General features: G+C 68.6%; 17 protein-coding genes. 7 read left to right on the forward strand and 10 right to left on the reverse strand.

Annotated elements, in window-relative coordinates; all coding sequences use genetic code 11:
* Nucleotides 1-676 (forward strand): IS630 family transposase (locus HNP98_RS00005; RefSeq protein WP_173807955.1); only part of this gene is annotated, 676 nt, incomplete at its 5' end.
* A 69-nt stretch (nucleotides 677-745) separates the two neighbouring features.
* On the opposite strand, the gene HNP98_RS00010 is transcribed toward HNP98_RS00005, so the two are convergent.
* Both HNP98_RS00010 and yidD read right to left on the reverse strand, forming a co-directional pair.
* Nucleotides 746-1,666 (reverse strand): hypothetical protein, encoded by a 921-nt coding sequence (locus HNP98_RS00010; RefSeq protein WP_173807957.1) that lies wholly within the window; start codon nucleotides 1,664-1,666, stop codon nucleotides 746-748.
* A gap of 42 nt (nucleotides 1,667-1,708) precedes the next feature.
* Nucleotides 1,709-1,933 (reverse strand): membrane protein insertion efficiency factor YidD, encoded by a 225-nt coding sequence (gene yidD / locus HNP98_RS00015; protein WP_173807959.1) that lies wholly within the window; start codon nucleotides 1,931-1,933, stop codon nucleotides 1,709-1,711.
* Between the two features lie 62 nt (nucleotides 1,934-1,995).
* On the opposite strand from yidD, the gene HNP98_RS00020 reads away from it, so the two are divergent.
* Nucleotides 1,996-3,165, forward strand: coding sequence for a DUF4357 domain-containing protein (locus HNP98_RS00020; protein WP_173807960.1), 1,170 nt, complete (start codon nucleotides 1,996-1,998; stop codon nucleotides 3,163-3,165).
* Nucleotides 3,166-3,331: 166 nt separating this feature from the next.
* On the opposite strand, the gene HNP98_RS00025 is transcribed toward HNP98_RS00020, so the two are convergent.
* Nucleotides 3,332-4,066: a M48 family metallopeptidase gene (locus tag HNP98_RS00025; protein WP_173807962.1), complete on the reverse strand. Its 735-nt coding sequence runs from the start codon at nucleotides 4,064-4,066 to the stop codon at nucleotides 3,332-3,334.
* A 174-nt stretch (nucleotides 4,067-4,240) separates the two neighbouring features.
* Between HNP98_RS00025 and HNP98_RS00030 the strand changes: the two genes are divergently transcribed.
* Nucleotides 4,241-5,149, forward strand: coding sequence for a PorV/PorQ family protein (locus HNP98_RS00030; protein ID WP_173807964.1), 909 nt, complete (start codon nucleotides 4,241-4,243; stop codon nucleotides 5,147-5,149).
* Between the two features lie 65 nt (nucleotides 5,150-5,214).
* Nucleotides 5,215-7,359 (forward strand): ComEA family DNA-binding protein, encoded by a 2,145-nt coding sequence (locus HNP98_RS00035; RefSeq protein ID WP_317170999.1) that lies wholly within the window; start codon nucleotides 5,215-5,217, stop codon nucleotides 7,357-7,359.
* A 57-nt stretch (nucleotides 7,360-7,416) separates the two neighbouring features.
* On the opposite strand, the gene HNP98_RS00040 is transcribed toward HNP98_RS00035, so the two are convergent.
* Both HNP98_RS00040 and HNP98_RS00045 read right to left on the reverse strand, forming a co-directional pair.
* Nucleotides 7,417-8,463, reverse strand: a complete 1,047-nt coding sequence (locus tag HNP98_RS00040) for a DUF5694 domain-containing protein (RefSeq protein WP_173807968.1) — start codon at nucleotides 8,461-8,463, stop codon at nucleotides 7,417-7,419.
* 386 nt (nucleotides 8,464-8,849) lie between these two features.
* Nucleotides 8,850-11,081, reverse strand: coding sequence for a reprolysin-like metallopeptidase (locus HNP98_RS00045; protein ID WP_173807970.1), 2,232 nt, complete (start codon nucleotides 11,079-11,081; stop codon nucleotides 8,850-8,852).
* A gap of 265 nt (nucleotides 11,082-11,346) precedes the next feature.
* Here HNP98_RS00045 and HNP98_RS00050 point away from each other — a divergent pair, with 265 nt between their 5' ends.
* Together HNP98_RS00050 and HNP98_RS00055 are read left to right on the forward strand one after the other, a co-directional pair.
* Nucleotides 11,347-13,785: a PAS domain-containing sensor histidine kinase gene (locus tag HNP98_RS00050; RefSeq protein WP_173807972.1), complete on the forward strand. Its 2,439-nt coding sequence runs from the start codon at nucleotides 11,347-11,349 to the stop codon at nucleotides 13,783-13,785.
* A gap of 60 nt (nucleotides 13,786-13,845) precedes the next feature.
* A complete protein-coding gene (locus HNP98_RS00055) occupies nucleotides 13,846-14,259 on the forward strand; it encodes a response regulator (RefSeq protein ID WP_173807974.1) in 414 nt (137 codons plus the stop codon).
* A 126-nt stretch (nucleotides 14,260-14,385) separates the two neighbouring features.
* Here HNP98_RS00055 and HNP98_RS00060 read toward each other — a convergent pair whose 3' ends face one another.
* From HNP98_RS00060 to HNP98_RS00075, 4 genes are all read right to left on the reverse strand, one after another.
* The gene (locus HNP98_RS00060; RefSeq protein ID WP_173807976.1) at nucleotides 14,386-16,341 is read right to left on the reverse strand and encodes a DUF3857 domain-containing protein; all 1,956 of its coding nucleotides are present in this window, start codon (nucleotides 16,339-16,341) and stop codon (nucleotides 14,386-14,388) included.
* A gap of 2 nt (nucleotides 16,342-16,343) precedes the next feature.
* Nucleotides 16,344-18,389, reverse strand: coding sequence for a DUF3857 domain-containing protein (locus HNP98_RS00065; protein ID WP_173807978.1), 2,046 nt, complete (start codon nucleotides 18,387-18,389; stop codon nucleotides 16,344-16,346).
* A gap of 116 nt (nucleotides 18,390-18,505) precedes the next feature.
* A complete protein-coding gene (locus HNP98_RS00070; protein ID WP_173807980.1) occupies nucleotides 18,506-20,515 on the reverse strand; it encodes a DUF3857 domain-containing protein in 2,010 nt (669 codons plus the stop codon).
* A 274-nt stretch (nucleotides 20,516-20,789) separates the two neighbouring features.
* A complete protein-coding gene (locus tag HNP98_RS00075) occupies nucleotides 20,790-22,001 on the reverse strand; it encodes an MFS transporter (protein ID WP_246274897.1) in 1,212 nt (403 codons plus the stop codon).
* Nucleotides 22,002-22,152: 151 nt separating this feature from the next.
* Here HNP98_RS00075 and HNP98_RS00080 point away from each other — a divergent pair, with 151 nt between their 5' ends.
* Nucleotides 22,153-23,622: a DUF6056 family protein gene (locus tag HNP98_RS00080; protein WP_173807982.1), complete on the forward strand. Its 1,470-nt coding sequence runs from the start codon at nucleotides 22,153-22,155 to the stop codon at nucleotides 23,620-23,622.
* 126 nt (nucleotides 23,623-23,748) lie between these two features.
* Here the strand turns inward: HNP98_RS00080 and HNP98_RS00085 are convergent, their stop codons facing one another.
* Nucleotides 23,749-24,141 carry a hypothetical protein gene (locus tag HNP98_RS00085; protein WP_173807984.1) on the reverse strand — a complete coding sequence of 131 codons (393 nt, stop codon included), beginning with the start codon at nucleotides 24,139-24,141 and terminating at the stop codon, nucleotides 23,749-23,751.
* Nucleotides 24,142-24,275 lie beyond the last annotated feature (134 nt).

A 24,275-nucleotide genomic window follows, 5' to 3' on the forward strand; every position in this document is an offset into this window, starting at 1 on the left:
CTTTGGCATCAAGCTGCACCTGAGCACGTTGCGCCGGCTGGCGCGCGCCGCCGGCTACGCCTGGAAGCGCTGCCGGCGCTCCGTGCGGGCCCAGCGCGATCCGGCCGCTTTTGCCGCCTGCCAAGCCCGGTTGCGCGACCTGCACCGGGCCGAGGCCTGCGGCGAAGTGGCCGTGGTCTACGTCGACGAGTGCCGCTTCTCGCGCCAGGCCCCCGTGCCCTACGCCTGGCAGCGCCGCGGCCAGCCCCCGGTAGCGCTGCCCGCCGTACGCGGCCGCGGCGGACATTCCGTGCTGGGCTTCTGGCAGGCCCACGCCCCCGGCCAGCCCCTGCAGGCCTACGTGCGGGCCGGAGCCCTCACCGCCGACCTGTTCGTGCTGGCCGTCACGGACTTCGCCCAGTCCCTGGACCGCCCCACCGTCCTGGTGCTGGATAACGCCTCGATTCACCGGGCCCACGTGGTCCGCGCCTGCCACGCCGCATGGGCGGCGAAGGGCCTGAGCCTGCTGTTCTTGCCGCCCTACAGCCCGGAACTCAACCATATCGAGCTGCTCTGGCACCGCTGCAAGCACTATTGGGTGCGGCCGGAGGACTACCAATCCGACCACACCTTGCTTCAACGCATCGAACACGTCCTAATCCGAATCGGAAAAAATTATACGGTTACTTTTGCGTGACTACTTAGCACGCAAAATAAAAAGGCCGTCATACCCAGTATGACGGCCTTTTTGCTGGAAAGGGATTCGCTAAAACGGCAGCTTGAACTCATAAAAACTACCCTGCTCGGTGCTGATGAGCAAAGTGGTGGCATCCTTAAACACCGTGCCTTCGGTTTGGCCGGCCCCTTCCAGGCTCACCTGGCGGGGCGGGGCTTTGAGGATTTCGTCCCACGAATTGCCGTCGAGCACGAACAGCTCGCCGCGGCCCAGCAGCACGAGGCGGTGGCCGTCGGGGCGCAGGGCCGCGTCGGTGACCTGGCCGGGTATGGCGAGGCGGGCCACCAGCTGGGCGGTGTAGGTACCGGGCTGGTCGGGCACGGTGTACACCTTGCTGGTGGCGTCGCGGCCCCGGTCCTTGCTGAAAAGCCACACCTTGCCGTCGTGCCAAAGGCTGGCCTCGCAGTCGAAGTTGTGGTCCTTCTTCTTCTCGGGCGGAAACTCCGTCTGGTCGGGGTATTTAAACTTGATGTCCTGCACCTGCCGGGGCTGGTCGGGGCGGAAGCGGTGGACGACGAGGTTCTGGCGGTCGTTGGCGTTGTTGCCGCAGTCGCCCACGAAGTAGTTGCCCTGGTCGTCGCGGCTCAGGCTTTCCCAGTCGGTGTTGGCGGTGCCCAGGGGCAGGGTGCCCAGCAGCTGGCCCGTGGCGCCGAGGCGGTACAGCGTGGCCGCGTTGCCCTCGTCGCCGAAGCTGAAGTACGTGCCGGGCTGCTCGGCCGGGCACAGGCCCGAGCTTTCGGGCACCACGCCCTTGAGCGAGCCCACCTGGCGCAGGCCCGGGATGAGGGCCGCGGCGGCCTTGTCCTTGTGGTGGTCGCCGCCCTTGCCTTTTTTCCCCGGGCCGGGAGCGGTTTGCGACGGGGCCCCCGCGTGCTCGTTTTGGGCCTGCGAGCAAGCCGTGGCCGTCAGTAAAAACGCCAGGCTGGCGGGCAATAAGGAAGGGAGGTGCATAAGCCGAAACGGTAAGGCCTGCTTATACGGGCTGCGGCGGCCTTATGGTACGGGGTCGGGGCCGTGGCCGCCCCAGGGGTGGCAGCGGGCGATGCGGGCCAGCGCCAGCCGGCCGCCCCGCCAGGGCCCGTACTTGGCAATGGCCTCCGCCGCGTAGGCCGAGCAGGTGGGCGTGTAGCGGCAGCTGGGCGGCGTGAGCGGCGAAATAAGGTGGCGGTAGAGCCAGATGAGGGCCAGAAAAAACGAGCGGGCCAGCGAGCGAACCATTGTCTAAAGGTACGGCGGGTAGGGGCCCCCGGGCTTGCGGGTTTTGGTGCTTCCTTTGGCAATTGGCTCAAACCCCGCCCAGCTTCATGCACGAGATTCTACTCGATATTCAGCAGCGCCTGCGCCGCAAAGAATACAAAAACGAAGAGCACGTGCGCCTGTCACTGGTGGCGCGGGTGGTGCAGGCGCTGGGCTGGGACGTGTGGAACCCCACGGAAGTGTACACTGAATTCAAGGCAACCAAAAAGGAGGACCACACGCGGGTGGACGTGGCCTTGTTTACCCGCGACTTCGAGGACACCGCCATCTTCATCGAGTGCAAGGGCGTGGGCGCGTTCGCGGCCGATTTGGCGACGGTGGAACGGCAGCTGCGCGACTACAACCGCGACCACACGGCCCTGTTCACCATCATCACCGACGGCCGGCACTGGCGGTTTTATTTCTCCTTCACCAGCGGCGAATTCAAGGATAAGCTGTTCTGTAAGTTCGACTTGCAGCAAGACGCCCTGGAAGAAATCGAAGGTTATCTGGATACGTTCCTGCGGCGCGACAACATCACCAACCACTTGGCCCGCCGCAAAGCGGAGGCTTACCTGATGCTGGGCAAGAAGGAACGGGCCATGCAGGACGTGCTGCCCGACGCCCAGAAGCTGGTGTCGCAGCCCCCGTTTCCGTCGCTGCCCGAGGCCATGGTGCAGCTGCTGGCCGCCAAGGTGCTCACCATCACGCCAGCCGAGGCCCAGGCGTTTTTGATGGGAGCAACGCTGCCAATCGCAGGGGCCCCTAAATCGCAGCCCGGCGTGGCCGCCGGGGCCCCCGCCAAGAAAGCAGCACCTAAGAAACCGGCCGCAGCAGAAGCGCCCTCCGCAACCGATGCACCTGCGCCGCCCAACCAGAAACTGAACCCGGGCGAGCAATTCGTATTGAAGCAGGGCTTGGTGAACGCCACTGCTTACTTGCAGCCCGATGGAGGAATGCTTGTGACAAAAGGCTCGGTGGCCGCCGCGGCTGCAACAGCCAGTTTATCAGTTGGGGGAACTGCGGTTCGGCAAAAGCTCCTGGACAGCGGCGTGCTGGTGCTGCGGGGTGGGCAACTGGTTTTTACTGCCGATTGCCTGTTCAACTCGGCCAACACGGCTGCCGTCGTCATCGTTGCGCATTCCATAAACGCCCAAACAGCCTGGCAGCATCCCACTGGCAAGCAGGTGCGGGACTTTTTGAAAAAGCCTTAGAAGTTATTTGAGCTAATTAAAATATCTATTTTGGCGGTCATGCTGAACGCGGTGAAGCATCTCTCCCGCTTACCAAATCATGGTTTACTGTGCGGGAGAGATGCTTCGACTACGCGGACGCCAGATGAGCATGACCGTTTTATTAACCCAAATAGCTTTCTAGTCGCTACTTCGGCAGCGCGTTCAATTCCTGTTTCCAGTGCTCCCAGTCGGGCAGCAGGCGCGTTTGCAGGGCGTAGAACGCCGCCGAGTGGTCGGGTACTTGCAGGTGGCAGCACTCGTGCAGCAGCACGTAGTCGAGGCAGCCGGGGGCGGCCCGCACCAGGTCGGGGCTGAGGCGGATGCGGGCGGTGGTGGGCGTGCAGCTGCCCCAGCGGGTGCGCATGGGGCGCACGTACAGCGTGGGGCGGCGCAGGCCCAGCCCGTCGAACACCGGCCACACCCGGGCCAGGGCCGCGGCAAACAGCGCCGGGGCCTGCCGGGCGTACCAGGCCAGGAGCACGGCCTCGGTGCGGGCGGGGGTGTGGGGCGCGGGGTAGGCCACCAGCAGCTCGTCGGCGGTGGCCGCCACGGCGGGCCGGGGGCCCTCGGCCAGGCGCAGGGCCAAGGGGCGGCCCAGGTAGTGGTGCGGGGCCCCGGCCTCGTAGCGGCGGCTGGGCGCGGGGGCCGGGCGGGCGGCAAACTCGGCCAGGTGCTGCCGAATCCAGTCGGCCCGCTTCAGCACCTGCTGGGCCACCCAGGCGGCCGGCACGCCCGCCGGGGCCGACACGTGCACCGTGCCGTCGGGCCGCACCGCAAAGCCAATGGTGCGCCGCGCCCGGAACACGAGCGTGTAGTCGAGCGGCTGGCCCTGGTGAACGACGGTTTCGCGGCGCGGCGCGGGGGCGAAGGAGCGGGGCATGGGGCCGCAAAGTTCGGCAGTAAGCCCCAAATGGGCCCCGGATGCCCCGCGCCCGCGGGTGCGCTTCTCACGAGCTGCTCACTTTTGCTTGCGCGGGGCCTTACCTTGCACTCTGTCTGACTTTATGCCCATTATATGGCCCAACGGCTACATCGGTTTATACTTTTAGGGGGTTTGATTGGCGGGCTGAGTGGGCTGCTGGCGCCCCGTGCGCAGGCCCAGGGCAACGGCCCCGGCGTGCGCGGGGCCCGCGCCGCCGCCCTCGGCAACGCCTCGGTGGCCCTCGACGGCGACGCCTGGGCCGTGGCCAACAACCCCGCCGGCCTGGGCAGCCTGGCCCGGCCCACGGTGGGCTTTTATGCCCAAAACCGCTACTTCAGCGCGGCCCTCAACGTGGGCGCGGCCGTGGTGGCGCTGCCGCTGGGCGGAGCGGCCCCCGACGCCGCGGCCGCCGAAGAGCCCGGGGTCGTGCCCACGGGGGCCCCGGCCGCGCCCCGCGCCTGGGCCCGCCGGGGCGTGGTGGCGCTGGAGGCGCAGCGCTTCGGCGGGGCGCTCTACAACGAGACGCGCGTGGGGGCGGGCTACGGCTACCGGCTGGGCCAAATCAGCGTGGGCGGGCGCTTGGAAATGCTGCAAGTCAGCATCGAAGGGCTGGGCAGCCGGCGCGTGGCCCTGGCCTCGCTGGGCGGGCAAATCGAGGTGCTGCCCAATAAATTGACGCTGGGCGTGTACGGCTACAACCTGGGCCAGGCCCGCCTGGCCAGCTACCAGGACGAGCGGGTGCCCACCGTGCTGCGGGCCGGCCTGGCCTACCGGCCCACGGCTCAGGTGCTGCTGGCCCTCGAAACCGAGAAGGACGTGGAGCGCCCCGCCAATTTCAAGGCCGGGGCCGAGTACCGGCCGGTGGCGGCGCTGGCCGCCCGGGTGGGCGTGGCCTCGTTGAGCGAGGAAATCAGCGCCGGCCTGGGCGTGCACCTGCGCGATTTTGGGCTGGACTACGCGGCGGCGTTTCAGGCGGTGCTCGGCTTCAGCCAGCACCTGAGCGTGACGAAAACGTGGGGGCGGGGAAGTAAGGAGAATTAAAAATTATAAATTAAGAATTAAAAATGGGGCGTGTTTTACCCTGGCTTGCTGACCCGCAACGCAATGTGCGTTCGGGTACTTTGTGCTCAAAGGGGAGTATAGCCGGTCTTTTCGCCCTTATTTTTAATTTATCATTTTTAATTTTTAATTCAGCAAAAGCCCAGGACTACCCGCGCCGCCCGCCCGACCTCGACCGGCTGACGCAGGAGCTATTCGCCGAAATCCAGAGCGACGAGGTGCCGGTGGAGGATATTTACGAGACGCTGCTCAACTACTACCAGGCCCCGCTCAACCTCAACGCCGCCACCCGCGAAGACCTGCGGGCCCTGCTGCTGCTTTCCGAAACCCAGATTACCAGCCTGCTGCGCCACCGCGCGGCCAACGGGCCGCTGCTGAGCGTGTACGAGCTGCAAAGCATCGAGGGATTTGACCTGCGCACCATCGGCCGCATTTTGCCGTTTGTGGCCGTGGCGGGGGCCGATGCCCGCGCCGCCCGGGGCCCCCTGTGGCAGCGCATCCTGCGCGAGGACAACAACTACGCCCTGCTGCGCTACGAGCGGGTGCTGCAAACCCGCCAGGGCTACACGCCCGCCTCGCTTTACCAGGGGCGGCCCACGCTGCGCTACCTCGGGGGGCCCGACAAGCTGGCCCTGCGCTACCGGGCCAGCCACAGCCAGGATTTCAGCGTCGGGTTTTCGCTCGAAAAAGACGCCGGCGAGCCCTGGGCCTGGCAGCCCGGCCAGGGCCGGGTGGGCTTCGACTACCTCTCGGCCCACCTGCTGCTGCAAGACCGGGGGCGCTGGAAAACCCTGGCCCTGGGCGATTACCAGCTGCAATTCGGGCAGGGGCTGCTGCTCTCGTCGGGCTTCGCGGTGGGCAAGGGCGCGGAGGTGATTACCACCGTGCGGCGCTCGTCGGTGGGCGTGCGGCCCTACGCGGGGCTGCTGGAGAATTCGTTTTTCCGGGGCGCGGCCGCTACCTACCGGCTGGCCCCGCGCTGGGAGGCCACGGCCTTCGCCTCGCACCGCAACGTGGACGCCAACCTGCGCCAAACCCAGGACTCGCTGGCCGCCTACGACGAGTTCAGCTCCGGCTTGCTTTACACCGGCCTGCACCGCACGGCCACCGAGCTGGCCGGCCGCCACCAGCTGGCCGAAACCGTGGGCGGCGGCCACCTCGGCTACGCCAGCGCCAACGGCGACCTGGCCGTGGGCCTCACCGCCGTGGGCACGCACTACGGCACGGCCCTGCTCAAGCGCCCCGAGCCGTACAACCTGTTCGAGTTCAGCGGCAAGAACAACCTGGCCCTGGGCCTGCACTACAGCTACGTGTGGCGCAATTTGCTGCTGTTCGGCGAAACGGCCCGCACCACCGGCGGGGCCCTGGGCACCCTGAACGGCCTGCTTGCCAGCCTCGGGCCGGCCGTGGACGCGGCCGTGCTGGTGCGCCACTACCCGGCCGATTTCCACTCGCTCTACGGCAATGCGTTCGGCGAAAACTACCGCAACATCAACGAGAGCGGCGTGTATTTCGGGTTGAAGGTGCGGCCCGCGCCGCGCTGGGAAATCAGCACCTACTACGATCAGTTCAGCTTCCCCTGGCTGCGCTACCGGGTGGGGGCCCCCACCGCCGGCCACGACGCGCTGCTGCGCCTGGCCTACACGCCCAGCAAAACCACCATTCTCTCGGCCCAGCTGCGCCAGCGCCTCAAGCCCCGCAACCTGCCCACCAGCCCCGACCGCCCCGTGCCGCTGCCCGGCAACTACGTGCAGCAGAGCCTGCTCATTTACTACGACGCGGCCATAAGTCCGGCCCTGGAAGTGCGCACCCGCCTGCAAGCCGCCCGCGTGCGCCTCGACGACGGCTTGCCCTGGCAGGCCGGCTACGTGCTGGCCCAGGACGTGGCCTACCGCTTCGGCCGGGCCCTGAAGCTGACGGCCCGCTACGCCGTGTTCGACGCCGACGACTACGACGCGCGCCAGTACGTGTACGAGTCCGATGTGTGGCTGGCCGTATCGGTGCCGGCCCTCTACGGGCAGGGCACGCGGGCCTACGCGCTGGCCGAAATCCGCCTGGGCAAACCCCTCACGCTGTGGCTGCGCTACGCCGAAACCCGCTACCGCCACCAGGCCACCGTGGGCACCGGCCTGGAAACCATTCAGGGCCCCGTGCGTGGCGAGGTGAAGGCGCAGCTGCGGTACAAGTTTTAGAGTTCTTTAAAAATTAACTACTTATTAGTGTGAATGTTGTAAAATTACTTGGTTCCATTATTCGGTGCAGCCAGTAGGTTTTGACTCCAATAGGGCCGGAACAGAAACCAGCTCTACGTCGGTGAAGGTGCGCAGGTAAGCCTCTAGAAACGGCTTGTGCGATGCGCCCACGATTAGGAGGGCACGGCCGCCCGCAATCGGCGCCGTCGCTTCGCGGATGGCCACCGCCATGCGCAGGTTTTGGGCTTCCCAAGCAGCTAGCCGCTGCCGGCCCATGCGGCCCATCTTCTCGCTGCGGCTCATCGACAGCCACTGGGCATCGGCGTCCAGCGCGGCGAAGCGCGGGGAGTTTTTCCATTTTAGGACGGGCATGACTTCCGCGGCGGTAGCCAGCTTCATGGCATCCTCCGGCACTGCCCGGAATGCGGGCGTATTGTGGTTGAACAGGTCTAATTGGCCGGGCTCGGCGGCGACGGCGGCCTTGAAAGCCGCAAAGTCCGGTTGGGCGACGTCGCTCAGGTGGTCCCCGGCCCCGTACACCCGCTCCAACCCGAGGTCCGCCGCCAGGCGAGCAGCCACCGAGGACATTTCGTTGCGCAGACCGGCCCAAAGTGTGACCTGTTTGGCGAGGGCAGGGGAAATGCCATCGGCCCCGATGCGCTCCGCCGCCGGCAAACGCAGCCATTGGACTGCGGCGGACAATGGTTCGGCCGCCGCGACAAATAAGCCCGCCAGACGCCGCCGTTCCGCTACGGTCAAGTCGCCTTTTTTGCATAATTCATTGGCCTGCACAAGTGCTTGAGCAGCTGTTAGGTGCAGGTCAGCTTGGGCCGCTTTCGCCATTTGCAAGGTTGGGCCAGCGTACTTGCCCGCATCGCCATGGTAAGCCGCATACGCCTCTAAGCCCATGACTTGCTCGCCGGGCATGGCCTCCGTTAGGATAATGTCCGGCTTGTAGGCCCGCAGGCGGCACAAAACAGGTTCCAGCCAACTGACTTGAAACGTAGCCGGCGCAGTGTCGAGGTGGCCGAGGCCAAAAATCATCACTTTGGTTGGTGCAATGGCCAATTTTTGTTTGGCCTCCGTCGGGTCGAACGGCGGCATTTGATCTGTTACGGGCCGAGTCCCAGGTGCTGCGGTACCCGCTTGGTTTGCCTTGCAGGCAGACAGGCCCAAAAGGACCCCTACTAATAACCCGAGGCCAACAGCACGATTGCCCACCGCGTACGGTCCGCAACGAATCATTTGCAGTAAGCGCAGGCGGCCGAAGCCCTGCGCCGCGTAGCTAACGGCAGCAGGCAAGATTTTATAGAAAAAAGGCATAATGCAAACCCGTGAGCTAATTCAAAACATTAGACAAAAATTCAGCAGTTCTGCTGAATGAACAATAGAAATTATTGTTGGCCTCGAATGCCTGGCCAGTGTCAGCTCCCAAAGATGTCCTACTAAATAAAATAGAATTACTTCAAGACCAAAGGTTAAATCACTAGCTACTGCCGCACCACCTTCAGCACCAGGGGCCCCGTGGGCAGGGCCACGCGCAGGTAGTACACGCCCGCCGCCAGGGCCCCCAGGTCCAGCGGGTACTGCCAGGCGTCGGCGTTTTTGGTGGCCTGGGCGGCCCACACGGGGCGGCCCAGCGCGTCGAGCAGTTGCAGGGCCACGGGGCCCCGCTGGGCGTTGGCCAGGGCCAGGGTGGCCGCGCCGGTGCTGGGGTTGGGAAACACCGACGCGCCGGCCGTGGCCGCCGTGGGCTGGGTGGCCAGCACGTTGGTAATGGTGAAGTTCTGGTCGGAAATATCAAAGAAAACGTTGCCCACGGCCCGCACCATCACCCGCGCCTGGGTGGTGAGCGGGGCGCTGGCGGGCACCGGTACGGTGGCCGCGCCGGTGTTGGGGGCCCCGGCCAGCAGCACGGTGGGGTAGGTGTAGCCGCCGTCGGTACTCAGCAGGATGTCCACCAGCGCGGCGTTGACGGGGGGCCCGGCGGTGCCGGCCACGTCCCAGGTAACCACGGCCGCCGTGCCGGGCTGCCACTGCACGCCGGCGGCGTTGGGCTGCCGCACCACGAAGGGCCCCGCGGTGCCCACTACGGCCACGGAGGCCGAGTCGTAATCGACGCCCCCGCCGCCGGCGCGGTTGTCGCGGGCTACGAAGCGGAAGTGCAGCCGCCGGGCGTAGGTGGGCAGCAGCTCGCCGATGGTTTGCACGTTGTTCACCACGTCGCTCAGTTGCGGAAACGTGCGGGTGGGCGAGCGGCTGGGCGCGAAGGGCCGGAACAGGGGCGCGTCACCGGTGGGGCTGGCGATGGGCGATGGGATGGAATCCCGGTCGAACTCCTCCCAGGCGTAAGTCAGGGCGTCGCCGTCGGGGTCGGTGGCCCGGCCGGTAAGCACGAAGGGCGTGCTGCGCGGAATGCGGTAGCCGGGCCCCGCCACGGGCACCGGCGGGCGGTTGCCGGTGCCCGTGGCGGCGGCGCAGGTGCCTTTAGTGCCCAGGAAAGCCAGGATTTCGTCGTAGCTGCGCGAGTGGAAGTAGGGCAGGCTGTTGAGCGCGATGTTCTCGGGGGCGCAGATGCCGGCGTAGGCCATGACGGTGACGCCGCTGCCCGGCTCGTAGGCCGAGCGCACCGAGCGGTTGGCCCCGCCGCAGTCGCCGCCCGTGCCGTTGAAGGTGTGGGTGGCCCCGAGCTGGTGCCCGATTTCGTGGGCCACGTAGTCGATGTCGAAGCCGTCGCCGGTGGGGTTGGCCTGGCCGCTCACGCCGCCCGCCTTGTCGGTGGGGTCGCAGGCCGCGCCCACGTAGGCAATGCCGCTGCCCGCCGTGCTGAACACGTGCCCGATGTCGTAATTGTTCGTGCCGATGAGGCGGTCGAGGTTGGTTTGGTTTTGCACCAGCATGGCCGTGCCGTTGCTGTTCGAGTACGCGGGAACGGCCACGGGGCCCGTACCGCTCAGGAAAATTACCTGGTCCTCGCCGGCCACCAGCACCAGCCGAATGGCCAGCTCCCGCTCGTACACGCCATCGACGCGGTTGACGGTGGAGGCCACGGCGGCCAGCACGCTGGCCACCGTATTGCCCTGGGTGAGGGAATATTCCGGCGTGCAGGCCACCGCCAGCCGGAACGTGCGCAGCTGGGCCCCGTTGGGCTGGCCGGCCGCGGTGGCCCGCGGGGCCCGGGGCCCCGCGGCCCCGGCCGTCCGGCACGTCCACCCGGTGGCCGGGGCGGCGTCGCTGCGGTCGAAGGCCACGGCGTGGGCGCTGTCGCCGGTCGGGTCGATGTAGAACGCCCGCCCGGCGCTCAGCACCTGGGCGTGGAAGCCGGCGGGCCCCACGTCGAGGCGGGCGGTGGCGGTGGGGTCGTCGAGGCCCTGGGCTTCGTAGGTTTGGATTTGGGGGAAGCGCGCCGCCAGCGCCGGGGCCAGCACCGGCACTGCCCGCACGCGGTAGCGCTGGGTGCCGCCCTCGGGCAGGGGCAGGGCCAGCACCGCGCCGGCCGGCCGCAGGGCCGCTCGCACGGCCGGCAGGTCGATGCGCAGGGCCCGGCCGGCCCGCGGCGGGGCAGTAGGCCGGCTGGCCGCCGGTTGCGCCGCTGGCTGGTCGGCAAACCAAGCCTGCTGGGCCCGGGCCGGGGCCGCGCCCAGCAGCAGCAGCGCGGCCAGCAGCACGGGCCTGCCCGGGGCCGCGCCGCCTGCCCGCACTTTAAGTAAAAATAGAGCCATAGAAAGCCGCTAACGAACGGCAGGAGGGGTTGGTATGGAGGCTAAGTTACGCCGGTGGGGCAAGTTGGGCGCGTGCGACCGGGAAGCGGTTACCCGGCCACCGGGTGGACGTGCCAGACGGCGGCAGCGGCCCGCCGGCCGGCGCTCCAATTGCGGGGCCGGGCCAGCCGCCCGCCCGGCGCTGGCCGCCCAAGCCGGGGCCGGGACCAGGCCCGGCTACGGCAGTTTTCCCTTCCTTTGTTTCCGCCCTTCCATACCCTGCTCCATGTCCGCCGTTTCCCTGCCGCCGCCCGGCCCGCCCGCCGCCCCCGATGGATTTCCCGGGTTTTCCGCCGCCGGCCCGCTCGGGGCCCTGCTGGACGTGTCGCTGGCCGCCCTCGCGCTGCTGCGCCCGTGCTACGGCCCCGGCGGGGCCGAGGTGGTCGACTTCGCCTTCGACTACCTCAACCCCGCCGGCCAGCGGCGGTTGGGGCTGCCGGCGCGGCCGGCGGCCACGTTCCTCGACCACTTTCCCGCCGCCCGCGCCCCCGGGGCCTTCGCTTTCTGCCGCGGCGTGTGGGCGACGGGCGCGGCCGGCCGCTTCGGGGGCAGCGGCCCGGGCAACGGGGCCGAACCGGCTTTCCAGGCAACTGCCCAGCGCCACGGCGACCTGCTGGCCGTGAGCTTTGCCGGGGCCGGGGCCGGGGCCGGGGCCGGGGTCGGGGCCGCCGACCCCGGGCGCAGCGCCGAGGCCGCGCTCCGCCCCAACGCCGCCCGCTTCGAACGCTTCCTGGACCAGACCAAGGCCGCCATTTGCCTCCTGCGCGGGCCCGACCACCGCTACGAGTACGTCAACCCCGCCTACCAGCAGGTGTTTCCCGGCCGGGCCCTGCTGGGCCGCCCCGTGGCCGACGTGCACCCGCGGGGCGTAGCGCAAGGCATTCTGGCCCGGCTCGACCACGTGTACCAGTCCGGCGAGCCGCACGCCGGGGCCGAGGCACCGCTGACCGTGACGCCGCCCGATGGCCAGCCGCCCTACACCCTTTACTTCACCTTTTCCTACGACGCGTACCAGGAGGACGGCCAAACCGTCGGCGTGTCCATCTTTGCCCAGGACGTGACCGGGGCGGTGCTGGCCCGCCGGCGGGCCGACGCCCTGCAGGCCGAGGCCCTGGCCGCCGCCCAGCGCCACGGCCAGGAGCGCGAAACGCTCTACCAGGTGTTTGCCCAAACCCCGGCCGCGGTGCTGCTGCTGCGCGGCCCCGCCCACCGCTACGAGTACTACAACGCGGCCTACGAGCGGCTTTTCCCCGGCCGCCTGCCGGGCTCCGTGGCCGACGTGCTGCCCGCGGGGGCCGCCGCGCGCTTCGTGGACCTGCTCGACCGCGTGTACGAAACGGGCGAACTCTACGCCGGGACCGAAGTGCCGCTGGCGGTGCAGGCCCCCGGGGAGCCGCCCCGCGAAGCGTACTACAACCTCACCTGCCAGGCCTTTCGGGAAGACGGCCAGACCGCGGGCGTCACCCTCTTCGCCTACGACGTGACGGAGCAGGTGCTGGCCCGCCGCGCGCGCGACACCCAGCGGCAGGAGCTGGAGGAGCTGTTCATGCAGGCCCCGGTTCCCATCGTGGTGGGCGACGGCCCCGACCTGGTGTTCCAGCTGGTGAACCCGGCCTACCAGCGCGTGTTTCCGGGGCGCGTGCTGCTGGGCCGGCCCTTCCTGGAGGCCATGCCCGAGCTGGCCGCCACGCCCGTGCCCGGCCTGCTGCACCGGGTGTACGCCACCGGCGAGCCCTTCGTGGCCCAGGAAATGCTGCTCCAGATGGCCCGTCACGAAGGCGGCCCCCTGGAAGACATCTACTGGAACTTCACCTACCAGGCCCGCCGCAACGCGCAGGGGGCCGTGGACGGGGTGCGCGTGTTTGCCCACGAGGTGACCGAGCAGGTGCTGGCCCGGCAGCGGGCCACCGAGCAGGCGCAGCAGGCCCAGGCCCTGGCCCAGGCCCTGACCGTCACCAACCGGCAGCTCACGCGCGTCAACCACGACCTGGACGCCTTCATCTACACCGCCTCGCACGACCTCAAGCAGCCCATCGCCAACATCGAGGCCCTGCTCAACATCCTGCGCCAGCAGCTGCCCGCCGACGGCCCGGCCGACGCGCTGCCGCCGCGCCTGCTGGGCCTGATGCAGGCGGCCGTCGAGCGCTTCCAGCTCACCATCGCCCAGCTCACCGACGTCACCAAGCTCCAGCAGGCCCAGGCGCTGCCGGCCGAAGCCGTGGACCTGGCCGCCCTGGTGGAGGACGTGCGCCTCGACCTGGCCCCCGTGCTGGCCGCCGCCGGGGCCCGCCTCGCCGTGGACGTGGCCGCCTGCCCCAGCCTCTCGTTTGCCCCCCGCAACCTGCGCAGCATCGTGTACAACCTGCTCAGCAACGCCGTGAAGTACCGCCACCCCGACCGCCCGCCCGTGGTGGCGGTGCGGGCCTACCGCACCGCCGCCGCGGCCGTGGTCGAGGTGCAGGACAACGGCCTGGGCCTGACCGAACCCCAGCAAGCCAAGCTCTTTGGGCTGTTCCAGCGCCTGCACACCCACGTCGAGGGCTCGGGCCTGGGCCTGTACATGGTCAAAAAAATCGTCGATAACGCCGGCGGCACCGTTGCGGTGCGCAGCGAGCCCGGCGTGGGCACCACCTTTGCCGTCGCGCTGCCCGATGGAGCCGACTAACGAGCCGGCCGCGCGGGCGCACGGCTGCCCTTACCCTGTCCTGAATACCTTCCGCTTGCTATGAACAAACTTTCCAGCGTGCTCCTGGTCGACGACGACCCGACCACCAACTTCGTCAGCGAACACCTGCTGCGGGCCCTCGGCGTGACCGAGCACATTTTGGTGGCCCACAACGGGGAAGAGGCCCTGGCCCAGCTGGCCCGGGCGTGCCCCCCGCTCGGCCCGGCGTGCCCCGCCCTCATCCTGCTCGACGTGAACATGCCCGTGATGAGCGGCATCGAATTCCTCGAAGCCTACTACCCCCAGCCGCCGTCGCCGCCCACCGTCGTCGTCGTGCTCACCACCACCACCCACCCCGGCGACTTGGCCCGGCTCGCGGGGTTCCCCGTCGCCGAGGTCATCACCAAGCCCCTGACGCTGGGCAAGCTCGAAGCCCTGATGCAGCAGCACTTCCGCGCGCCAGGGGCCGGGTAAGGCGGCCGGCGAGCGGCGCACGAGTGGATGGCTCCGGACTGCGCTCGGGCTGACTTATGCTGCCCTGGGGCCCCAGGGCAGCCCGTGGCACCGCTTGGGGCCCCGGGCTGGCGTTGCAAAAATGCCCTAGGCGTCGGTTTTCAGCAGCACCACCTGGGCGCGGTCGGCGGCGCTGATTTTGCGGCGGAAGTCGACGTAGCCGGCGTAGGCGGCGGCGGGCAGGCGCAGGCGGGGCAGCTCGAGGCGGCGCACGTACTGCACGGTGCCGTCGGGCAAAGTTTGGTACCGGGCCGAGTAGGTGCCGTAGGCCGTGGCCAGCTGCACGGGGGCGGGCAGGGTTTCGGGCTGGAAGCCGGCGGGCAGGTGCAGGCGCACGGTGTCGGCCTGGAGGCTGGCGCGGGGCAGCCACAGCGGGGCCTGGCGGGGGCCCACCTGGGCGGGCAGGGCGGGCAGCCGGCTCAGCAGGTTGGGGGTGAGGAACACGCGCTTGCCGCTGGGCGGGGCGTAGCCGGGCAGGGCCAGGGCCAGGGTTTCGACCACCCCGGGCAGGCCCGGGCCGGCCGTGGCCGCCAGGGCAAACTTGTTGAGGGTGAACGTGGCCAGGCGCAGGCGCTCGGCCACGTAGGCCTTCTGGTCGGCGGGGCTCAGCTCGTGCAGCAGCTGGGCGTACAGGTCCTGCTCCTGGCCGGTGCGTAGGGTGCGGGCGGTAGCCGTGGCGGCCCCCTGGGCGTCGAGGTACAGGTCGATGCGCCGCTCGCGGCGGTTGTCGGCGCAGCGGTAGCGCGGGGTGGCCACCACCTTGCCGCCCTGGGGCGTGAGCAGCAGCGCGTGGCGGTTGCCGGTGAAGCCGCCCATGTAGCCCAGGGCCTCGGTCTGGCTGGTGCACTCGAGCCACAGCGTGTCGGGCCGGCCGGCCTTGGCCAGCGGCACGCACAGAATGGCGTGGTTGAACTGGCTGCTGGGAAAGTCGGCCCGCAGGTCGGCGTGGCCGCTGCCGGCCCCCACCAGGGCCACGTAGGCCGGCACGCCCGCCGTGGCCAGCAGGGCCATGGCGTAGTTGCTCAGGGCCTTGCAGTCGCCGTAGCCGTTGGCGGCCACCGCGCTGGCCGGAAAGGTTTGCCAGCCGCCCAGGCCCAGCTGCACCGAGATGTAGCGGGTGCTGCCTTGCAGCAGGCCGTAGAGGCGGGCCACGCGCACCCGCGGGTCGGGGGCGTCTTTAATCAGCTCGGCCACTTTGGCCACCAGGGCGGGCGGCAGCACGGCGCGGCCGGCGTTCAGCTCGTAGTTCCACTGGCCCAGGGCCTGCCAGGTGGCGGCCGAGCCGGCGTGGCCCTGCACCTCGAAGGCCCCGGGGGCCAGGGCCACGGCGGGCGCGGTGTCGGCCAGGGGCGGGGCGTCGTCCTCCTCGTCGAGGGCCGGGCAGCCGGCCAGGGCCCAGGCGTACTGCTCCTGGCCGCCGGCGGTGGTGTGCTGGGCGGGGGCCCCGGCGGGCCACTGCCGCTCCTGGTAGCGCAGGGGCAGGGCGCTGGGGGTGCTCACGCGCAGCGTGGCGCTTTGCACGGCCAGCCCTTCCTCGTCCTGGGGCTGCCAGCTGGGGTAAAACAGCGTGTTGTCCGACACCACTTCGTAGTCGAACTCCACCGTGTAGGGGGCCTGGGGCTGGCGCAGGTCGGCGTAGCGCACGCGCACGTCGGTCATCAGGCTGCCGCCGGCGTCGCCCACGCCCTGGTCGTGGATTTCGGCGGCCCGCAGCTGGTGCAGCAGGCGGCCGTCGGCGTCGTACACGGCCCCGCGCAGGTAGCCGATGGCGTTCAGCGCGTCGTAGTCCACCCGGATGCGGCCGAAGGCGTCGCCGCCCGCGTCGAGCACCGTCACCACCCGGTGCACGGTTTGCACCAGGCGGCCGGCCGATTTCACGGTCACCACTTCGTCGTCGGCCCGCAGCACGGCGTGGGCCCCTTCGCGCAGCGCCGCCGGAATGGCCGCCACGGGGTACTTCGGCTCGGGGGCCCCGCGCGTGGCCAAGGGGGCGCGGGCGCTGCTCAGGGGCAGGGCCAGCAGCAGCGGCAAGAGGGCTTTCATGGCTACGCTTTCTTTTTGATGACCAGCTTCTCGGCCTGTTTTTCCAGCATCAGGCGGTAGAACTCGCGCAGGTGCGCGTACTCCTCGGCCCCGTACATGGGCTTGCGCAGGGTGAGGCGGCTGGTGAGCTGCACGGTGGGGCCCGCGGCGGCCACGTTGTAGAGGTAGCGGCCCCCGTCGTCGGGCAGGTCAATGACCGCTCCCTTGGGGGTTTCGGCCAGCTCGTAGCCCTCGGGCAGCGTCAGGGTCACGAGCAGCATCTCTTCCTGCGGGGCCCCGAAGTCCACCGGGTACTGGCGGTTTTCGTGGCGGAACGGGTTTTGGCTCGGGGCGAAGTCGCGCAGGGGCCCCAGGTACAGGGTGCCGGCGGCGGCGTTGTCGTCGGGGGCCTGGGTGAAGGCGTAGTCCAGGGCCAGGGGCTGCTCTACGTCGTCGCGCTTGAGCACGGCGGCCGTCGGCACGGCCCAGGCGGTGTGCTGGCGGCCGATTTCGGCCAGGTACTTCTTCTCGCCGAGCTTGGCCAGCTCCTCGCGGGCGTCGGCCCCGGCGTAGCCGGCGTACTCCTCGTGCACTTTGCCGGCCAGGCCGCCCTGGGCGTCGAGGGCCAGCTGCACTTGCTGGAAGTGGACGTGGCGCTGGGTGGGGCGCAAATCAACCCAGCGGCCGGCCCCGGCCTCGGGCACCACCAGGCGCCCGATTTGGCTCAGGCAGCGCTCGGGCAGCGTGCCGCAGGGCAGGGCGGGGTCGGTGGCGTCCACGAGCAGCTCTTTGCCGTCGGCCAGCGGCACCAGGGCAATGACGTAGTTGAACTTGGTGAGCAGCGGAAACGCCTGGTCCACGCGGCCGTGGGTGCGGGTGCTCAGCAGCACGGGGTGGGCCTTGAGGCCGGCGGTGCGCAGGGCCCCGATGAGCAGCAGGTTCACGTCGGCCGAGGTGCCGCTGTGCGCGTCGTAGGCCTTGCGCAGGCTGCCGCTGGTGCTGTAGCGGTTGGTGCCGTTGTAGCGCACGGCGGCCAGCACCACGCGCCGCACGGCGGCGGCCCGCTGGGCCGGGTCGGGGTATTTGGCGGCCAGGCCCACCATCTGCTCCTTCAGGAAGTTGCCCCGGCCCAGCTGCTGGCCAAAGTCGTCGTCGGCGAGCAGCTCCGAATTGATTTTCTCCCACGTGCTGAGCACCGGCTGGTAGGCCTGGCCGGGCATCCGCTCCCCGGCCAGCTCGAAGTCGAGGCGGGCCACGTAGTCGTCGGTGGTGGTCATGAACTGCTCTTCGCGCAGCACGGGCACGTCCTTCATCGCCCAGCGGTAGTTCGTCACGCGCCCGGTAATGACGCCGCTGCCCGACGATTCGCGGTTGCCGTGCTCGTCGAAGCCGGCGTCGGTGTGGGCCGTGTACTGGCCGCTGCTTTCCTCGTGGGTGTTCACTTCCAGGGGCACGTAGCCCTGCATCACCATCTTGTAGTCGAAGTACTCGGGAATGGCCGCCCGGTACTCGCTCCAGCGCACCGGGTAGGGCCCCTGGAAGGTCCAGTCCTGGAGGCTCACCAGGAAGTCCGACGTCACGGTGTAGGCGTACTCAATCACGGCCCCCTCGCGCACGTCGGGCAGCGTGAACTTGCGCACCCGCTGGTTGGGGGTGCGCTCTTCGGTGAAGGCCGTGCCGGCGTCGAGCTTGGTTTTTTGCAGCTGCCCGCCCACCATGTTGTAGGTGGTGCCGCGCAGGCCCGAGAGCCGCTCTTCCGAGCCGGTGCGGTGGTAGAGGGGCACGAACACGGTGGCGGTTTCGTAGCCGGCCTTTTTCAGGATTTTGACGCGCGTCACCCGGTCGGTTTCGTACTGGAAGTGGGTGCCGTTGAGCTTGAAGCGCGTCGCGCCGTAGTCGCACAGCACCACGGCCGCTGCCGCGCTGTCGCCCTTGAAGGCGTCGGCCTGGAAGTCGCGCGGGTCGGGCTTGCCCAGCTTCATGGGTTCCGGCTGGGCCTGGGCCAGCAGGCCGCTCAGCAGGGCGGGGGCCAGCAGCGCCAGCCGCCGGGGGCGTAAGGGTATCGTCATAAAAGAAAAAGGTAGAAGGAGTGGAAAGGAAAATATGGTGAAGTAGCTACTGCGCCTTAAATATAAGCGCTGCTATTCCTGGTTTGTGCGATGTTCGCCGGGCCCGGGGGGTGCGGTCAGTCTTTCTTTTTGATGACGAATTTCTCGGCCTGCTTTTCCAGCATCAGGCGGTACAGCTCGCGCAGGTTGCCGTATTCCTCGGCCCCGTACACGGGCTTGTAGAGCGTGAGGCGGCTGGTGAGCTGCACGGTGGGCCCCGCGGCGGCCACGTTGTACTGGAAGCGGCCGCCGCCGTTGGCCAGGTTCAGCACGGTGCTTTTCGGGGTTTCGGCCAGCTCATAGCCTTCGGGCAGCGCCAGGGTCACGAGCAGCACCTCGTCCTGCGGGGCCCCGAAGTCCACCGGGAAGCGCCGCTCGGCTTCGCGGAAGGGGTTTTGCGCGCCGGTCAGCTCGCGCAGCGGGCTCAGGTACAGGGTGGCGGCCGCGGCGGCGTTGTCGTCGGGGGCCTGGGTGAAGGCGTAGTCCAGGGCCAGGGGCCGTTCCACGTCGTCGCGCCCGGCCACGGCCAGCGGCGTCAGGGCCCAGGCGGTGTGCTGGCGGCCGATTTCGGCCAGGTATTTTTTCTCGCCGAGCCGGGCCAGCTCGCCGCGGGCGTCGGCCCCGGCGTAGCCGGCGTACTCCTCGTGCACCTGGCCGCTGAGGCCCCCTTGGGCGTCGAGGGCCAGCTTGACCTGCTGGAAGTGCAGGTGCTGCTGGGCGGGCCGCAGGTCCACCCAGCGGCCGGCGGTGGCGTCGGCGCTCACCAGGCGGCCGGTTTGGTTGAGGCAGCGCTCGGGCAGCGTGCCGCAGGGCAGGGCCGGGTCGGTGGCGTCCACGAGCAGGTCGTGGCCGTCGGCCAGCGGCACCAGGGCCACCACGTAATTAAATTTCTCCAGCAGCGGATACGTTTGGTTGATGCGGCCGTGGTCGCGGGTGCTCAGCAACACCGGCTGGGCCCCGAGGCCGGCGGTGCGCAGGGCCCCGATGAGCAGCAGGTTCACGTCGGCCGAGGTGCCGCTGTGCGCGTCGTAGGCCTTGCGCAGGCCGTTGTCGGTGCCGTAGCGGTTGGTGCCGTTGTAGCGCACGGCGGCCAGCACCACGCGCCGCACGGCGGCGGCCCGCTGGGCCGGGTCGGGGTACTGGGCGGCCAGGGCCGCCACCTGCTCCTTCAAAAAGCCGGCCCGGTCGAGCTGCTGGCCGAAGCTCTCGCTGGCCAGCAGGCGGGCGTTGATTTTGGCCCAGCTGTCGGTCAGGTCGCGGTAGGGCTGGTCGGGCCACTGCTCGCCCACGAGCTGGAAATCCAGCCGCGCCTCGTAGTCGGCCGCCGCGGTGGTGTAGGCCTCGCGGCGCAGCACGGGCACGTCCTTCATGGCCCACTGGTACTGCTCGGTGGGGGCCGACACCGAGAGCGAGCCGTTGGTCTGGCCCACCGAAATGCTGCCGGCCGCCAGCTTGTTGTCCACCAGCAGCGTGGTCATGCCCCGCGTGGGCCGGTCCACGGCCAGGGGCTGGCTGCCCTGGAGGATGATTTTGTACTTGTAAAACACCGGAATGCTGGCCCGGTACTCGCTCCAGCGCACCGGGTAGGGCCCCTGAAACACCCAGTTCTGGAAGTTGAAGAGGAAGTCCGACGACAGGGTGTAGGCGTACTCCACCACGGCCCCCTCGCGCACGTCGGGCAGCGTGAAGCGGCGCACGTTCACGTTGGGGCTGCGTTTTTCCAGGAAATCGCCGCTGGCGTCGAGCTTGGTTTTCTGCACCTGCCCGTCCACGAGGCGGTAAGTGAAGCCGCGCAGGTTGCTGACTTGCTCCTGGTCGCCGTCGCGGTGGTAGAGCGGAATTTCTACCGTGGCCGCGTCGTAGCCCGATTTCTTCAGGATTTTCACCCGCGTCACCCGCTCGAACAGCACCCGGAAGCCGGCGCGGTAGCCCACCAGGCGCGAGCGGCCGTAGTCGCAGAGCACCACGGCCCCCGCCGCGCTGTCGGCGGCAAAGGCTTCGGGCCGGAAGTCGTGGGCGTCGGGCTGCCCGAATTTGATGGGGTCGGGCGCGGGGGCCTGGGCCCGGGCGGCCCCGGCAGCCCCCATAAATAGCACCAAAGCGCTACGGCGTGCGAATAAAGAAAGAAGCATCCAGGAAGCGGTAGAAAATCTTGGAAAAGGCGTTTAAAAATATAGCCTTTTCGCTGAAATTCCCGCATTCTTCATCCGCCCGCCAATAATTTTTTGCATCCCGTCCCGCCAGCGCCGCACCGAAGGGTACCGGCACCGCCGGGCAAGCCGAAACGACTGCCTTAGAAATTGTTGGAGTTGGTTAAAATTCTCTTTCAGCATGACCGTTTTCGTTGATTCAAACGGCTCTTCAGGCTTCGGCGGGGGCCGGCGCGGGGCGCGTGAGCAGGTAGGCCAGCGCGGCCAGCACGCTGGCCAGGCTGGCGGCGTGCACCCACGGCAGGCGGCCGGGCCGGTTGTCGAACACCCAGCCCGCCAGCAGGGCCCCCAGGCCGATGCCGGTTTCGAGGGCGATGTACATGGTGGCCACGCCGCGGCCCCGGCGCTCGGGGTGGGCCAGGTCCACGGTCCAGGCGTAGAGGGTGGGCGAGTTCAAACCCGTGCCCAGCCCGAACACCACCGCCCCGGCCAGGAACACCGGCACCGACGGCGACCACACCAGCAGGGCCAGCCCCCCGGCCAGCACGCCCGCCGACCACCGCAGCACCGCCACCCGCCCGTAGGTGTCCGACCACTTGCCCGCCACCAGCCGCACCGCCAGCGAGGCCCCCGTGAAGCACACGTAGAACAGCCCCTTGGTGGGCCCCGCCAGCCCCAGCAGCCGGCTCTGGTCGGGTATCACCGTCAGCACGGCCCCGTAGGGGAACATGCACAGCAGCGTGACCAGCGCCGGCCGAAACACCCGCGGCTCCAGCACCTCGGCCCACTTCAGCCGCAGCAGCGACCAGCGGAAGCGCTGCCGCTGGGCCACCGGCAGGGTTTCGGTGAGGGTGCCCTGCACCAGCAGCGAGAGCAGGGCCAGGCCGCTGGAGCAGTAGAACATGGCGTTCAGCGAGTAGTGCTGGGCCACCCACGAGCCGAAGGCCGGCCCGGCGGCCATGCCCAGGCTGCCCGTCACGCCGAGCAGGCCCATGGCCTCGCCGCGCCGCGCCACGGGCACGATGTCGGCAATGAAGGCCGCCGTGCCCGTGGGCTTGAAGCCCGTGCTGAACCCGTGCAGCAGCCGCAGCCCCAGAAACCCGGTTACGGTGAGGGCAAACGGGTAGAAAAACCCGCATATGAAGCAGACCAGCGAGCCGAATACCATCACCGGAATGCGCCCCACCGTGTCGGCCAGCTTGCCGCTAAACGGCCGCGAGAGGCCCGCCGTGACGGTGAACAGGGCTATGATGAACCCCTTGTACTCGCCGCCGCCCAGCCGCGCGAGGTGCTCGGGCAGCTCGGGCAGCAGCAGGTTGAAGCTCGCGAAAAACAAGAACGAGGACAGGCACATCAGCCAGAACCCGGCGGTGTAGGGCCGGGTGGCGGGCGTCGGCGCAAGCGTGGGCTGGGAGGTATTCAATGCGCTTTTGTCGATTTAACCGGGCCAAGCTCCGGCAAGCTGCGCCCGAATTTACTGCCCTTTTAAGCGCGGCAGCGGCCCGTTTTGCCGTAAGTGCCGATTCGCTTTGGTTTCCGCCACGTAGTAGCGCGGGGCGAACGATTGCGGCGCGTTGCGCCAAGCCGCCGCCGTTTCTTTGCAGGGCATGGACAAACGCTCGCTTTCCCAACTCTTTTTAGTAGCCGCCTTACTATTTGCCTTGCTGCCCTTTGCGCTGCTGTGCCGCTTCAATCAGCCCTACCTGGACGATTTTGCCTGGGCCACTCTATTCCGCACCCGCGGCTTCTGGCCCGCGCAATCTTACCTCTACCACCACATAAACGGCCGTTTCGTTACTGCTTTCCTGCTGACTGCCGGCAATCCGCTTTCCTACGGCGGGCCCCAAACGCTCGGGCTGGCCAACCTGGCCATCAATGCCCTGACCCTGGGCAGCCTGTGGTTCGGCCTGCGTAGCCTGCTGCAGCGGGCCGTTCGTCCGTTCGTTGCCCTGCTGCTGGCCGGCGGCTTGTTCCTGTTTTTCATTGCCGTCATTCCGGACATCCATTCCTCGCTCTACTGGTTTGCCTCGCAGGTTACGCACCACCTGACCAGCCTGTTTCTGCTGCTCGCTCCGGTGAGCGTTGCGCGCTTTCACCGGGCCGGGCCCCGCGCCGCCAAAACGGGGTGGTTGGGTTTGGCCGCTGCCGGGGCGTTTCTCACCGGCGGATCGAGCGAGTTGGTCACCCTGCTGCTGGGGTGGCTGTTGCTGGCGGCGTGCGGCGTCAGCGTAGCCCGGCGGGAAGGCTACCATGCCAGTGTTTGGGCCGGCTTGCTTGTGGTGCTGGCGGGCACGGCAGTATTCGTTGTCATCGCCCCCAGCAACGTCGAGCGGCTGCGGCCGGCAATGGCTGGCGCAACGGGCATTGCGGCCAAGCTCGCCCAATTCTGGCAGCCGCACTGGCTGGGAAAGGCGCTGCTACGGCTGCTGCTCACCCCCGGGGTTGCCCTCATCGTGGCCTGCCCCCTGCTGCTGTCCCCCCTTGCGCCGGCAGTGGTGGCCGTGCGCCCGCGCGGCCTGCAACTGCCCCTGGTGTTTAGCGCGGGCGTCCTGCTGGGCGGGGTACTGCTCGGGGCGTTGCTGATGCAGTTGGAAGTCATGGGCCCCGACATCGCCTCGCGGTGTGCTAATGTCTTGCTCTGGTGGCTGTTGCTTGGCTGGCTGGTGGCCTGCTGGGCGGCGTTGCCGGCCGCGGCAACGCCGCCCAAATGGCCGAATCGGGTGGTTCGCTACGGCATCGGGGCCTTGCTGTTGGCGTTCATCGCGGCACCGGTGCGGCGGGCGTGGCGCGAAGTACTCGTAGAGGCCCCCAGCTGGAACCGGCAATGCTGGCAGCGCTACACGTTGCTACAGCGCTTGGCTGGAACGACCCCTCACGTAAAAGTTCAAGTGCCGCCCATTCGCGATGTGGTGCCGCATTACGTGCTCATTCGCGGCTACGACATCGCCAACGGCTACAACAGCCCTTACAACCGCGACATGGCGGCTTATTTCGGCGTCGACTCGGTGCGGGTGGATCCAAAGGCGCGTAATGCCGCTTTCTAGCGTGCTCGAGTAGGCCCGGGCCTGCTCAACTCGACTACCTTGAGCCAGGAGCTGCTCTCCAGAAAACGTCCGCATTTTGAAGGGCAATCGTAGGCCCGGAAACACAGGTTTCCGGGCCCGCACCGGCTAGGTCCAGGCGGCGTGGTCGGCGGCGGAGATGGAGGGGGCGTACTCGGCCGGCGGCGTGAACGAAAACGCGGTGGGGGCGGCGGCCCCGGGGCGGGCGGGCGAGGTACACCGGCGCAGCGCCGTGTACAAGGCTTTCTCCAGCGCCTGCTTCAGCTGCGGCGCGGGCAGCTCGTCGAGGGCCGCCTCCAGGGCCAGGGCCCGCAGGGCGGCCAGCAGGGCGGGGGCGGTGGGGTGCGCCGCCGCCGGCAGCTGCTCTACCTGCTCGAGCAGGTGGCTGAACCGCTCGTGCAGTCGGGAGCCGCCGCCGTAAGTAAAGGTATCGGCCAGGTGCAGCTGGTGCAGGCACACTTGTAAAAAGCCCGCTAAGGGCGAATCGTCACAGCAGGCCATTTGGTAGAAGTTTATCGATAGAATATGGAGAAATCTATTTTTTACCAACAAACAGACTGACAATGATAACCACCCCGCGCGGGTAGTCCAACGGTCCTGCCCGAAAATTAGGCCAAGTGCCCGGTGGGCTTGGT

Source organism: Hymenobacter caeli (assembly GCF_013294115.1).
Classification (GTDB): domain Bacteria; phylum Bacteroidota; class Bacteroidia; order Cytophagales; family Hymenobacteraceae; genus Hymenobacter; species Hymenobacter caeli.